This is a genomic window from Methylobacterium sp. CM6247 (genome assembly GCF_054817925.1).
Window position 1 is genome coordinate 3341107 of the sequence record NZ_JBTXKX010000003.1, and the last position, 14032, is coordinate 3355138.

Here is a 14032-nt window from a genome sequence, read left to right on the forward strand (position 1 = left end):
GCGATGCAGCTCACGATCTGGACCTATGAAGGGCCGCCCCATATCGGCGCCATGCGCGTCGCCACCGCCATGCGGGGACTGCACTACGTCCTGCATGCGCCCCAGGGCGACACCTATGCCGACCTGCTCTTCACCATGATCGAGAGGCGCGATGCGCGCCCGCCGGTGACCTACACTACCTTCCAGGCCCGCGACCTCGGCGCGGACACCGCCGCGATCTTCAAGAATGCGGTGGAGGCCGCCTACGAGCGGTTCCGGCCGGAGGCGATGATCGTTGGCGCGTCCTGCACCGCCGAACTGATCCAGGACGATCCGGGCGGTCTCGCCAAGGCCCTCGCCCTGCCGATCCCGGTCATCCCGCTCGATCTCCCTTCCTACCAGAAGAAGGAGAATTGGGGCGCCTCGGAGACCTTCTACCGGCTGGTGCGCACTCTGGCCGTCCCGGTGAAACCCACCGCGCCGCGCGAGACGCGGCGTCCGCTCTGCAACATTCTCGGCCCCACCGCCCTCGGCTTCCGCCACCGCGACGACCTCGTCGAGATCAGGAGCCTGCTCGGCCGACTCGGGATCGACGTGAACGTGGTGGCGCCGCTCGGGGCGACCCCCGCCGATCTCGGCCGCCTCGGCGAGGCCGATTTCAACGTGGTGCTCTATCCCGAGATCGCGCGGGCCGCCGGGCAGCACCTGCACAAGACCTTCGGCCAGCCGATGGTCGAGACCGTGCCGATCGGCGTCCAGGCTACCATCCGGTTCGTCGAGGAGGTTGCGACGCTCGCCGGGATCGATCCGGCCCCGGTTCTCGACGGCGCACCGTCGCGGCTGCCCTGGTACTCGCGCTCCGTCGATTCGACCTACCTGACGGGCAAGCGCGTCTTCATCTTCGGCGACGCCACCCATGCCCTCGCCGCCGCCCGCGTCGCGTCCACCGAACTCGGCTTCAAGGTCGTCGGCCTCGGCACCTATACCCGCGAATTCGCCCGCGAGATCCGGGCGGAGGCGGCGCTCCACGGCATCGAGGCCCTCGTCACCGACGATTACCTCGACGTGGAAGCCGCGATCCAGGCCAGCGCCGCCGAACTGGTGCTGGGCACGCAGATGGAGCGGCACATCGCCAAGCGTCTGGGCCTTCCCTGCGCGGTGATCTCGGCCCCGATCCACGTCCAGGATTTCCCCGCCCGGCATTCGCCGCAGATGGGGTTCGAGGGCGCCAACGTCCTGTTCGATACCTGGGTCCATCCATTGATGATGGGGCTGGAAGAACATCTGCTCGGCATGTTCCGCGAGGACAACGAGTTCCACGCCGACGCCGCGCCCTCCCATCTCGGACCCGCTCACCAGCCTGTCCCTCCCCCCTTTGTGGGGGAGGGTGGCCCTCGCGTCAGCGAGGGTCGGGATTGGGGAACGCCAGTTCCGGAGAGGTCGCCCCCTCTCCCGCCTGCTCCGCAGGCACCCTCCCCCGCAGAGGGGGGAGAGAGTTCCAGTTCCGCACAAAGCACCTGGGCCCCCGACGCCGAGAAGGAACTCAGGAAGATCCCGTTCTTCGTGCGGGGCAAAGCCCGCGCCAATACCGAACGGTTCGCCCGCGAGCGCGAACTCCCCCTCATCACAGTCGAGACGCTCTATGATGCCAAAGCGCATTTCGGGCGCTGAGCGTCCGGCCCTCCGCATCGTCGTCGTGACGATGGACAATCACATGGCGAGCGCGCTCGAACGCGCCCGCCGCCGGCTCCATGACGAGATGCCGGGGCTCGTCCTCGGCTTCCACGCCGCCGCCGAATGGGACACCGATCCGGGTGCGCTCGCGTCCTGTAAGGCGGACATCGCGGTCGCCGACATCGTGCTCTCCACCATGCTGTTCATGGACGAGCATGTCCGCGCCATTCATCCGGCGCTGCTCGCCCGCCGTCCGCATTGCGACGCCATGATCGGCTGCCTGTCGGCGAGCGAGATCGTGAAGACGACGCGCCTCAACCGCTTCGACATGGACGGCACCAAGCGCGGCGCCCTCGATTTCCTGAAGAAGCTGCGCGGCAAGCCCGGCGGCCAGGGCAACGGCGCCCGCCAGATGGCGATGATCCGCCGCCTGCCCAAGATCCTGCGCTTCATCCCCGGCTCGGCCCAGGATGTCAGGGCCTATTTCCTCACCCTGCAATACTGGCTCTCGGGCTCGGACGAGAACATCGCCGCCCTCGTGCGCTTCCTCGTCGGCCGCTACGCCGCCGGGCCGCGCGCGGCCTGGCGCGAGATCGCCGCCGCTCCGGCCCCCATGAGCTATCCCGAGACCGGTCTCTACCACCCACGCATGAAGGGCCGGATCGGCGAGGACGTGACACGGGTTCCGGCTCCCGCCGGCACCGTGAAGGGCCGCGTCGGCCTGCTGGTGATGCGCTCCTACGTGCTGGCCGGGAACACCGCCCATTACGATGGCGTCATCGCCGCCCTCGAGGCGCGCGGGCTCGCCGTCGTGCCGGCCTTCGCCAGCGGCCTCGACAACCGCCCGGCGGTGGACGCCTTCTTCCGGAGCAACGGGCGCCCCGTCATCGACGCCCTGGTCTCGCTGACGGGATTCTCCCTGGTGGGCGGCCCGGCCTATAACGACGCCTCGGCCGCCGAGGAGACCCTGCGCGGCCTCGACGTGCCGTATCTCGCTGCCCACGCCCTCGAATTCCAGACCGTGGAGCAATGGGAGGCCTCCGATCGCGGCCTCTCCCCCGTGGAGGCCACCATGATGGTGGCGATTCCCGAACTCGACGGCGCCACCGCGCCGATGGTGTTCGGCGGTCGCTCCAGCGCGTCGCCCGGCGCCAATGCCCGCGACATGAGCGTCCATGCGGAACGGGCGGACATGCTGGCAGCGCGCGTCGAACGCCTCGTCTCGCTGCGCAGGACGGAAAAGGCCTCGCGGAAGGTCGCCATCGTCCTGTTCGGCTTTCCGCCCAATGCCGGGAGCATCGGCACGGCGGCGTTCCTTTCGGTCTACCACTCGCTCCACAACACGCTGAAAGGCCTGAAGGCCGACGGTTACGACGTCGCCGTGCCGGACAGCGTCGACGACCTGCGCAACGCCGTGCTCGCCGGCAACGCAGCCCGCTACGGCACCAGTGCCAACGTCCATCACCGCATCCCGGCCGACGACCATATCCGGCGCGAGCGCCACCTCTCCGAGATCGAAGCGCAATGGGGTCCGGCGCCGGGGCGCCAGAACAGCAACGGCTCGCAGATCTTCGTGCTGGGCGCGCAATTCGGCAACGTCTTCGTCGGCGTGCAGCCGGGCTTCGGCTACGAGGGCGACCCGATGCGGCTGCTGTTCGAGCGCGGCTTTGCCCCGACCCACGCCTTCTCGGCCTTCTACCGTTACCTGCGCGAGGATTTCCGGGCCGACGCCGTGCTGCATTTCGGCACGCACGGGGCGCTCGAATTCATGCCCGGCAAGCAGACCGGCCTGTCGGCTTCCTGCTGGCCCGAGCGCCTGATCGGGCCGCTGCCCAATGTCTACCTCTACGCCGCCAACAACCCGTCCGAGGGGATGATCGCCAAGCGCCGCTCGGCCGCCACCATGGTGAGCTACCTGACGCCGAGCCTCACTCAGGCGGGCCTCTATCGCGGGCTCATCGACCTGAAGGCCTCGGTCGAGCGCTGGCGCGGGCTGGAGCCAGAGGCGGAAGCCGAGCGGCGCGAACTCGGCCAGCTGATCCAGGCGCAGGGCTCAGCCCTCGACCTGACATCGGCCGAGCCGGCCTGGTCCGGGGACATGTCCGGCAGTATCCTGGCCCTCGGCCTCGCGCTCAGCGAACTCGAACACAGCCTGATCCCACACGGGATGCATGTGGTCGGGGAGGGCACGCCCCCTGAAGAGCGGATCGACCTGCTGACCGCCCTGGCCGAAGCCTCGAACGGGCTCCGGCCCGACCGCGCCGGCATTGCCGCCCTGGTGGCCGGCGACACGATCGTCCAGGCCCTGACGGCCTCCGGCCTGCCTCTCGACGACACCCACCGCGCCGCCTTCGCGGCCCTATGCGAGACCAACGCGCTGCTGGCGGTGGACCACGAGCTTCCAGCCCTGCTGCGGGCGCTCGACGGCCGCTTCATCCCGCCCGTCGCCGGCGGCGACCTCCTGCGCAACCCGTCCGTGCTGCCGACGGGGCGCAACATCCACGGCTTCGACCCCTACCGCCTGCCCTCGGCCTTCGCGGTAGCCGACGGCACCCGGCAGGTCGTCCGCATTCTCGCCCGCTATCGCGACGAGGGTGCGCCCTTGCCCGAGAGCATCGCCCTCGTCCTGTGGGGCACCGACAACCTCAAGAGCGAGGGCGGACCCATCGCGCAGGCGCTGGCCATGATCGGCGCGAGCCCGCGCTTCGACGGCTATGGCCGCCTGTGCGGCGCGACTCTGATCCCCCTCGAAGAGCTCGGCCGCCCGCGCATCGACGTGGTGGTGACCCTGTCGGGCATTTTTCGCGACCTGCTCCCTCTCCAGACCAAGCTGCTGGCGGAAGCCTCCTATCTCGCGGCCATCGCCGACGAGCCGTCGGAGCGGAACTTCGTGCGCAAGCATGCCCTCGCCCACATGGACGAGCACGGCATCGACATGGAGACGGCAGCCCTGCGGGTGTTCTCCAACGCCGAGGGCACCTACGGCGCCAACGTCAACAACCTCGTCGAATCCGGCCGCTGGGAGGACGAGGATGAGATCAGCGAGACCTTCTCGCGGCGCAAGTCCTTCGCCTATGGCCGCAACGGCCGGCCCACCGCACAGCGGGCCCTGATGGGCAGCGTGCTGGCCAAGGTCGATCTCGCCTACCAGAACCTCGATTCGGTGGAGGTCGGGGTGACCTCCGTCGACCATTACTTCGACGGTCTCGGCGGGATGGGCCGGGCGGTGGCCCGCGCCAAGGGCGAGGCCGTGCCGATCTTCATCAGCGACCAGACACGGGGGGAGGGCGTCGTGCGCTCCCTCTCCGAGCAGGTCTCCCTGGAGACCCGGACCCGCATGCTCAACCCGAAATGGACCGAGGGCATGCTCGGCCACGGCTATGAGGGCGTGCGCCAGATCGAGGCGCATCTCACCAACACCATGGGCTGGTCGGCCACCTCCAACGCCGTCGCGCCCTGGATCTACCAGCGCATCACCGAAACCTACCTCCTCGATCCGGCGATGCGCGAGCGCCTCGCCGCCCTCAATCCGACCGCGTCCGCCAAGGTCGCGCATCGGCTGATCGAGGCGCATCAGCGCGGCTTCTGGACTCCCGACGCGGCCACGCGCGACGCGCTCGACCGTGCCGAGGAGGAGCTCGAAGACCGTCTCGAAGGCATCACCGCAGGGGTCGCCGCATGAACATCGCCATCCGTAATCCCGTGGCCTCGCGCCGCGAGGAAGGCAGCCTCCAGGTCGAACTCGATCCGGCGCTGAAGATCGGCACCGCCAAGGTCTTCGCCGTCTACGGCAAGGGCGGCATCGGCAAGTCCACCACCTCGTCGAACCTGTCGGTGGCCTTCTCGAAGCTTGGGAAACGCGTGCTGCAGATCGGCTGCGACCCGAAGCACGATTCGACCTTCACCCTGACGAAGCGCCTCGTCCCCACGGTGATCGACGCCCTGGAGGCGGTGCAATTCCATTCGGAGGAATTGCGGATCGAGGATTTCGTGGCCGAGGGCTATAATGGCGTCATGTGCGTGGAGGCCGGCGGCCCGCCGGCCGGCACCGGCTGCGGCGGCTACGTCGTCGGCCAGACGGTGAAGCTCCTCAAGGAGCATCACCTCCTCGAAGACACCGACGTCGTCATCTTCGACGTCCTCGGCGACGTGGTCTGCGGCGGCTTCGCCTCACCGCTCCAGCATGCCGACCAGGCCCTCATCGTCACCGCCAACGACTTCGATTCGATCTTCGCCATGAACCGGATCGTGGCCGCGATCCATTCGAAGTCGAAGAACTATCCCGTGCGGCTCGGCGGCGTCATCGCCAACCGCTCGGCCAAGACCGACGAGATCGACCGTTTCAACGCCGCCGTCGGCCTGGAGCGCATCGCTCATTTCCCCGATCTCGACGTGGTCCGGCGCTCGCGCCTTAAGAAATCGACCCTGTTCGAGATGGAGCCGACACCCGAGCTGATCGCGGTGACGGACGAGTACATGCGGCTGGCCGCCCATCTCTGGGCCGGCGGCAAGCCGCTCTCGGCGATGCCGATGAAGGACCGCGACCTGTTCGAGTTCCTCGGGTTCGATTGAGGGGGGGCAGGCCGATGCATACCGGAACCTACGCCGAGCGCCGCTCGCAACTGACCACCTATTTCGACCGCACGGCGGTGGAAGCCTGGGCGCGTCTCACCACCGACGCCCCGGTCTCGAAGATCCGCGCCACGGTGCGGGCCGGCCGCGACGCCATGCGGGCGAACCTTCTCTCCTGGCTGCCCGAAGATCTCACCGGCCGGCGCATTCTCGATGCCGGCTGCGGGACGGGAGCCCTCAGCGTCGAGGCCGCCCACCGCGGGGCGGAGGTGGTCGCCATCGACGTCTCGCCGACGCTGGTGGGCCTCGCCCGCGAGCGCAGCGCCGAGCTGCTCGGCGGCCACCATATCGACTTCCGCGTCGGCGACATGCTCGATCCCTGGCTCGGGCGCTTCGACCACGTGGTGGCGATGGATTCGCTCATCCATTACAGCGCCAGCGACATCGTCCGGGCGCTCGCCGAATTCGGCCTGCGGACCGACGGATCGCTGGTCTTCACCGTGGCCCCGCGCACGGCGCTCCTCACCCTGATGCACGCCGCCGGCCGGCTCTTCCCGCGCGGCGACCGGGCGCCCGCCATCGTGCCGATCACCGAAGGCGGCCTGCGCCGCCGGATCGGCGGGGAGGCCGCACTCGCCGGGTTCGCTGTGGGGCGGACACAGCGGGTCAATAGCGGGTTCTACCTGTCGAACGCCGTGGAGTTGGCGCGGAAAAGCCCTCCCCGCATCGCTGGGGAGGGGGGAACCGTGCCATGAAACCCGCCGACCTCACCGCCCGCCTGCTCACGCGCCTCGGCCCCGGCCTGATGCCGTTCCTGCCCTTCGCCGACGCGGCGACGCCGGAACTGCCGCTGGGGCGGCTGCTGCGGCTGTCGCTGTTCCAGGTGACGGTGGGGATGGCCGCCGTGCTCCTCATCGGCACGCTGAACCGGGTGATGATCGTCGAACTCGAAGTCCCGGCCTGGATCGTGGCCGTGATGCTGTCGCTACCGCTGGTCTTCGCCCCCTTGCGGGCCCTGGTGGGGTTCCGCTCGGACACCCACCGCTCGGTCCTCGGATGGCGCCGCGTCCCCTACATCTGGTTCGGCACCCTGCTGCAGTTCGGCGGTCTCGCCATCATGCCGTTCGCGCTGCTGATCCTGTCCGGCGACACCACAGGCCCGGCCTGGCCGGGCCATGTGGCGGCGGCTCTGGCCTTCGTCATGGTGGGGGCCGGCCTCCACACCACCCAGACCGTCGGCCTCGCGCTCGCCACCGATCTCGCCCCCGCCCATGCGCGGCCGAGGGTCGTGGCCCTGCTCTGCGCGATGCTGCTGGCCGGTATGGTGGTGAGCGCGGTCGCCTTCGGGCTGCTGCTGGCGAACTTTTCCGCAATCCGCCTGATCCAGGTGATCCAGGGCGCGGCCCTGGTGACGATCCTCCTCAACGGCATCGCCCTGTGGAAGCAGGAGGCGCGACATGTCGGACGCACGGCGACGGACCTGCCGCGCCCGAGCTTCTCGCAATCCTGGTCAGCCTATGCCGGCAGCGGCTTGGCGCGACGGCGTCTCGTCGCCACCGGGCTCGGCACGGCGGCCTTCTCGATGCAGGACATCCTGCTCGAACCCTATGGCGGGCAGATTCTGCATCTGCCGGTGGCCGCCACCACGGCGCTCACCGCGATGCTCGCGGCCGGAGGCGGAGTCGGCCTGTTGCTCGCGGCGCGCTGGCTCGGCCGGGGCGGCGATCCGTTCCGGGTCGCGGCGGCCGGCAGCGTCGTCGGCATCGTCGCCTTCTCGGCGGTGATCTTCGCCGCGCCCCTCGCCTCGGCCCAGCTCTTCACCACCGGCGTCACGCTCATCGGCCTCGGCGGCGGTCTGTTCGCGCACGGAACCCTCACCGCCTCCATGGCGAAGGCGGGGCCGGAAGAGACCGGGCTCGCGCTGGGCGCCTGGGGCGCCGTCCAGGCCAGTGCCGCGGGCATCGCCATCGCGGCAAGCGGCATCCTGCGCGATATCGGTTCCAGCCTCTCGGCCTCCGGAGCGCTGGGCGAGGCGATGAGCGACCCGTCGGTGGGCTACCTCATCGTCTACCACATCGAGATCGCCCTGCTCTTCGCGACGCTGCTGGCCATCGGGCCCCTCGTCCGCGATCCGACCGCCCGCCTCAGGCAGGGGCGCGCCCTCCTGCCGACCCCCGTTTCCCGTCAAGGAGCCTGACCATGCAACGAGGTGAAATCACGGGTTACATCGACGTCGCCCAGGTCGTGCTCTATGCATTCTGGATCTTCTTCGCCGGCCTCGTCTTCTATCTTCGGCGGGAAGACCGGCGCGAAGGCTATCCGCTGGAGAACGAAGTGGCCGGACGCCTGAAGCGGCCGGACCCAATCCTGATCCCGAGCCCGAAACAGTTCCTGCTCTCGAACGGCCTGGTGAAGACCGCGCCGCAGACCGACATGCAGCCCGCCCGGAACTACAGCGGCCACAAGCGCGAGGTCTGGCCCGGCGCCCCGATGGAACCGGATGGCGACGGGCTTCACGACCAGATCGGCCCCGGCTCCTATGTCGACCGCGACGACCATCACGACCGGACCTGGGACGACGAGAAGCGGATCGTCCCCTTACGCGTCGCCGAGCATTTCGTGGTGCACGAGGATGGTCCCAACCCGATCGGCATGACCGTGTTCGGGGCCGACTGGAAGGTGGCGGGCATCGTCAGCGACCTCTGGATCGATCGCGGAGAGTCGATGGTCCGCTATGTCGAGGTCGAGCTCGCCGGGGGCGGTCGCCGGGTGCTGATGCCCAACACCTTCTGCCGGACGGGCCGGTTCACCCGCACCGTGAAGACCGAGGCGCTACTGGCCCATCAGTTCGCGGACATCCCCGGCCAGAAGGACCCGGATTCGGTGACCCTCTACGAAGAGGAGCGGATCATGGCCTATTTCGGTGCCGGCACCCTCTACGCCACGGCGGACCGCCAGGAGCCGTTCCTGTGAGCCGCGCCGCGAGACACCGCCCCGGCGTTCCCGCCAACGCCTTCGACGCTCCGCCCGGCTTGCCAGCACCGCTGCCGCCCGGTGAGCATATCCTCTGGCAGGGCCGCCCCTGCGGCTTCGGCATCGCCGCCCGGGCCCTGCATATCCGCCTCGTCAGCCTCTGGTTCGTCGGACTGGCCCTCTGGGCGGCGATCCCGCCCCTCGCCGAAGGCAGCTTCACCGAGGCCGCGCTGGTGGCCGGGCCGACACTCGCCGTCGGCAGTGGAGCGCTGGTCCTGCTCGGCCTGCTCGGCTGGCTCTCCGCCCGCTCGACCACCTACACGATCACCAATCGCCGGGTGGTGATGCGGCTCGGCATTGCCCTGCCGATGACCCTCAACCTGCCTTTTACCCTGATCGAGAGCGCCGGCTGCAAAGTTTTTACAGATGGTAGTGGTGATCTGCCTTTACGGCTGCGGGCCGGCAACCGCATCGCCTACCTTCATCTCTGGCCTCACGCCCGGCCATGGGCCCTTTCACGACCTGAACCGATGATGCGATCGGTGCCAGAGGTAAAGCAGGCAGCCGAAATCCTCGCCCAGGCTCTGTCAACTGCACTTGACACAACAGAGGAAACTGCGGCTCCTATCGTGGTCGCGCGGAAACGGCAGGTACGTCCTCCGCGCCTCGCCAACGCGAGTTGAATGCAGGGAGGAGACGCGATGACGGCGAAGGCTGATGCCGCCCGGATCCCGCGACCGCTGGTCATCGGGGCGCTCGGGCTCATGGGGTTCGTGACCGTCGTAGTGGGGGTCGGCCGCAGCGAGGGGATTGGCCTCTCACACATGCCGCCGGCCCGGATCGTCCGCTCTGTCGATCTGACCCCGGATGACCGCGCCGACGGCGCCATCGTTATCCGGGATGCCTGGACCCAGGACGTCATCACCATCGTCGAGCCCGGCCAGGACAATTTCGTCCGCGCCACCTTGCGCGGCTTCGGCCAGGCCCGCCTGCGCGCCGGCCTCACCCGGGGGCAGCCCTTCCGCCTGACGCGATTCGCCGATGGCGGCCTCGAACTCTCCGACCCGTCCACCGGACGCGTGGTCAATCTCGGCGCCTTCGGCCCGTCGAACTTCGCAGCCTTCATCAGGCTCCTCGCCGATACGAGACTGGCCGACAGCGGAGCGGTGCGATGAGTGCTTGGTTCGGACGGCGGATCGTCGAGGTGCCCTGCACCGTCGAGATCGAGCAGACCCCCGAGACCCTCCACGCCCACGTGACCCTGGACGCCACATTCGAGATCGAACCGGGGGACGAGGTCCAGGTCCACGACGCACCCACCTCCGTTCCCTATGGCGAGCGCCTTGTGGTCCGCCGCACCGCCACGGTCACCCGTGCCGGCATCCTGGAGCGGCTCTGGATCAAATTCGCCGGCCATTTCGAGCTCACCGAACTCTACGAAGTCAGCTTCTCAGAGAGGAGGCGCCTGTGAACGTCTCGATCCAGCACCAAAGCCCGAAGGGCGTCACGCCCAAACTGCCCATGAACGAGGGCACCAAGGCCGCCCAGGAGACGACCTTCCTTTCACCCCGCTTCTACACCACCGATTTCGAGGAACTCGACCGCACCGATGTCGAGCCCGTGCGCAAGCAATGGGACATCCTGATCGCGGAGCTCCGCGCCGACCCGAACAAGCGCCATTTCACCCGCAACGAGGAGTTCGACCTCGACATGTCCGGCCTCGACCCGGACCTGCGCAAGGAATTCATGGATTTCCTCGTCTCCTCGATCACCGCCGAGTTCTCCGGTTGCGTGCTCTATGCGGAGATGAGGAAGCGCGCCAAGAACCCAGACATCCGCGAGTTGTTCGGCTTCATGAGCCGGGACGAGGCCCGCCACGCCGGCTTCATCAACGACGTGCTCAAGGATTTTGGCATCGGCGTCGACTTGGGCTTTCTCACCAAATCGAAGAAATACACGTTCTTCCGCCCGAAGTTCATTTTCTACGCCACCTATCTCTCCGAGAAGATCGGCTACGCTCGCTACATCACCATCTTCCGCGAGTTGGAGCGCAATCCAGACCGTCGGTTCCACCCGATCTTCAAATGGTTCGAGAAGTGGTGCAACGACGAGTTCCGTCACGGCGAGGCGTTCGCCCTGCTCATGCGCGCCAACCCGAAGCTGACTACCGGCATCAACCGCTACTGGATCAAGTTCTTCCTGCTCGCCGTCTTCGCGACGATGTATGTGCGCGACCATTGCCGGCCGCATTTCCACAAGGCGCTGGGGGTCGATCCGACGGATTACGATTTCAAGGTGTTCCGGATCACCTCCGACATCTCGAAACAGACCTTCCCGCTCACCCTCGACCTCGACAATCCGAAGTTCAAGGCAGCCCTCGACCGGCTCCTCGTCTGTTCGAACAGGCTCGCCGACGCCAAGGCGCAGGGTGGGATCGTGGGGAGGCTCAAACAGGGCGCCTGGATCGCGGCCTCGGCGGTCAACTTCGTCCGGCTCTATGCCCTGCCGACCATCGACAACCCGATGCCGGCCGAGATCCGACTCGAGCCGGTCTGGTAGCGTGGGTGCCTATGCGGTCCCCGCGCTCTACGCGATCGTGGTCTGGTGGTTCTCCACCGGACTGATCCTGCTTCTCGACCTCAAACCCCGGCACACCCATGCCTGGAGCATGGCGGGAGCGACCCTCGTGCTGGCCGGCGCCGTCTGGGCCATCGCCCGAAGCGCCTCCGACACGAGCGAGGCGGGGGCCTACATCGCCTTTACCGGAGCGCTACTGGTCTGGGGCTGGCAGGAGATGAGCTATTACATGGGCTTCGTGTCCGGCCCGCGTGCCGTCGGATGCGCGCCGGGCACGCGAGGCCTCGCTCGATTTCGGGCGGCGGTGGCCACGAGCCTGTGGCACGAGGCGGCGATCGTCGCCGGGGGAGCGGCCATCCTCGCCCTCACCTGGGGCGAGCCAAACCGTTTCGCCATGTGGACCTATCTCACCCTCTGGGGGATGAACCTCTCCGCCCGGCTGAACATGTTCCTGGGCGTGCGCAACCTCAACGCCGAGTTTCTCCCCGAGCATCTCAGCTACCTCTCGTGCTTCCTCACCAGGAAGCCGATGAACATGCTGTTCCCGGTCTCGGTCGCCGTCGGGACAGCGCTGACGGTGGCGATCGGGCTGGCCGCCATCGACGAGCCGGCACTGCCACACGATGTCGTGGGCCTGACCATTCTGACCACCATGCTGGCGCTCGCCACCCTGGAACACGGGTTCCTGATGCTGCCGCTGCCCTCCGCCGCCCTTTGGAGCTGGAGCCTGCCCTCGGGCAAGAGGCCGTCCCTGCGCGCCGAACCAGCGCCGGTGCATCCCCGCGACCGTGCCTGATCCCCTCGATCCGCCTTCCCTGATCCAAGCCCCGACCGCGCGCTTCCATATCGGACGGGTCGGCGGAAACACGCCGCGCCGATCTACTGGGTAATTTATTGTCGTCCAAAAGCGTCAAGTTTAGTTGACACACTTATGCACTCGGTGGTCAAAAAAGCTGCCGGGACAAGGCAAGGCGTCGCTCGTTCAGACAGGTCGCCGCTCGTTGGGGAAAGGGACGCCATGAACTACGAGACATTCTTCGGGAACGAGTTGGCCGGTCTCCACCGCGAGGGCCGCTACCGCGTCTTCACCGATCTCGAGCGCCAGAACGGCCGCTTCCCCCACGCCACTCATCACAGCCCAGGCGGCGAGCGCCCGGTGACGGTCTGGTGCTCCAACGACTATCTCGGGATGGGCCAGAACCCAGTCGTGCTCGACGCCATGCACGAGGCCCTCGACCGCTGCGGCGCCGGGGCCGGCGGCACCCGCAACATTTCCGGCACCAACCATTACCACGTGCTTCTGGAGCAGGAGCTCGCCGACCTCCACCGCAAGGAAGCGGCCCTGCTCTTCACCTCCGGCTACGTCTCGAACTGGGCGGCGCTGGGCACGCTGGCCGGCAAGCTGCCGGGCTGCGTCGTGCTGTCGGATGCCGAGAACCATGCCTCGATGATCGAAGGCATCAAGGCCTCCCGAGCCGAGCGGCACATCTTCCGCCACAACGACCCGGAGGATCTCGACCGCAAGCTGCGGATGATAGACCCGGCGCGGCCCAAGCTCGTGGCCTTCGAGTCGGTCTATTCCATGGACGGCGACATCGCGCCCATCGCCGAGATCTGCGACGTCGCCGAAGCCCACGGCGCGCTCACCTATCTCGATGAGGTCCACGCGGTCGGCCTCTACGGCCCGCGCGGCGGCGGCATCTCCGAGCGGGAGGGCCTCGCCCATCGCCTCGACGTCATCGAGGGGACGCTCGGCAAGGCCTTCGCGGTGCATGGCGGCTACATCACCGGTTCGGCCAAGCTCTGCGATTTCGTCCGCAGCTTCGCCTCGGGCTTCATCTTCACCACCTCGTTGCCCCCGGCGGTGGCCGCCGGCGCGGCGGCGAGCATCCGACATCTGAAAGCCAGCGGCAGCGAGCGCGAGCGGCATCAGGAACGCGTCGCCAGGGTCCGGGCCCGGCTCGACGCCGCGGGCATCCCCTACCTCCCCAACGACAGCCACATCGTGCCCGTGATGGTCGGTGACCCCGTCCTGTGCAAGGCGATCAGCGACACGCTGCTCGACGAGTTCGGCATCTATGTCCAGCCGATCAATTACCCCACCGTGCCGCGCGGGACGGAGCGCCTGCGCATCACCCCGTCGCCGCTGCATTCCGACGCCGACATCGACCATCTCGTCGGGGCGCTGGCGGCGATCTGGACGCGGATGGGCGTGGAGCAGGCGGCGGCGGAGTGAAGGCAAGAACCCTCCCCCCTC

12 protein-coding genes are annotated in these 14032 nt (G+C 68.2%); all 12 read left to right on the forward strand.

The genetic code is table 11. The features are described from left to right. Positions 1–3: 3 nt before the first annotated feature. The 12 genes from bchB (at position 4) to hemA (ending at position 14011) form a co-directional block, all read left to right on the forward strand. On the forward strand, positions 4–1650 hold the full coding sequence (gene bchB / locus ACYQOP_RS16710) for a ferredoxin:protochlorophyllide reductase (ATP-dependent) subunit B (protein WP_461223117.1): 1647 nt from the start codon (positions 4–6) through the stop codon (positions 1648–1650). Further along, positions 1625–5335, forward strand: a complete 3711-nt coding sequence (locus ACYQOP_RS16715; RefSeq protein ID WP_461225354.1) for a magnesium chelatase subunit H — start codon at positions 1625–1627, stop codon at positions 5333–5335. The genes bchB and ACYQOP_RS16715 overlap by 26 nt, the downstream gene beginning before the upstream one ends. Next, positions 5332–6225 (forward strand): ferredoxin:protochlorophyllide reductase (ATP-dependent) iron-sulfur ATP-binding protein, encoded by an 894-nt coding sequence (gene bchL / locus ACYQOP_RS16720; RefSeq protein WP_461223119.1) that lies wholly within the window; start codon positions 5332–5334, stop codon positions 6223–6225. The genes ACYQOP_RS16715 and bchL overlap by 4 nt, the downstream gene beginning before the upstream one ends. Before the next feature lie 14 nt (positions 6226–6239). Further along, a complete protein-coding gene (gene bchM / locus ACYQOP_RS16725) occupies positions 6240–6980 on the forward strand; it encodes a magnesium protoporphyrin IX methyltransferase (RefSeq protein WP_461223120.1) in 741 nt (246 codons plus the stop codon). Next, positions 6977–8422, forward strand: coding sequence for a BCD family MFS transporter (locus tag ACYQOP_RS16730; protein ID WP_461223122.1), 1446 nt, complete (start codon positions 6977–6979; stop codon positions 8420–8422). The genes bchM and ACYQOP_RS16730 overlap by 4 nt, the downstream gene beginning before the upstream one ends. Before the next feature lie 2 nt (positions 8423–8424). Further along, the gene (gene puhA, locus ACYQOP_RS16735; protein WP_461223123.1) at positions 8425–9198 is read left to right on the forward strand and encodes a photosynthetic reaction center subunit H; all 774 of its coding nucleotides are present in this window, start codon (positions 8425–8427) and stop codon (positions 9196–9198) included. Next, positions 9195–9881, forward strand: coding sequence for a photosynthetic complex putative assembly protein PuhB (gene puhB / locus ACYQOP_RS16740; protein WP_461223124.1), 687 nt, complete (start codon positions 9195–9197; stop codon positions 9879–9881). Before puhA ends, puhB begins: the two co-directional genes overlap by 4 nt. 18 nt (positions 9882–9899) lie before the next feature. Next, positions 9900–10373, forward strand: a complete 474-nt coding sequence (gene puhC, locus ACYQOP_RS16745; protein ID WP_461223125.1) for a photosynthetic complex assembly protein PuhC — start codon at positions 9900–9902, stop codon at positions 10371–10373. Further along, positions 10370–10669, forward strand: a complete 300-nt coding sequence (locus tag ACYQOP_RS16750) for a hypothetical protein (protein ID WP_461223126.1) — start codon at positions 10370–10372, stop codon at positions 10667–10669. Before puhC ends, ACYQOP_RS16750 begins: the two co-directional genes overlap by 4 nt. Positions 10670–10719: 50 nt before the next feature. Next, the gene (gene acsF, locus ACYQOP_RS16755; protein WP_461225356.1) at positions 10720–11757 is read left to right on the forward strand and encodes a magnesium-protoporphyrin IX monomethyl ester (oxidative) cyclase; all 1038 of its coding nucleotides are present in this window, start codon (positions 10720–10722) and stop codon (positions 11755–11757) included. Position 11758: 1 nt separating this feature from the next. Beyond that, positions 11759–12571, forward strand: a complete 813-nt coding sequence (puhE, locus tag ACYQOP_RS16760) for a putative photosynthetic complex assembly protein PuhE (RefSeq protein WP_461223127.1) — start codon at positions 11759–11761, stop codon at positions 12569–12571. Between the two features lie 222 nt (positions 12572–12793). Further along, a complete protein-coding gene (gene hemA / locus ACYQOP_RS16765; protein WP_311273847.1) occupies positions 12794–14011 on the forward strand; it encodes a 5-aminolevulinate synthase in 1218 nt (405 codons plus the stop codon). The last annotated feature ends 21 nt before the right edge of the window (positions 14012–14032 follow it).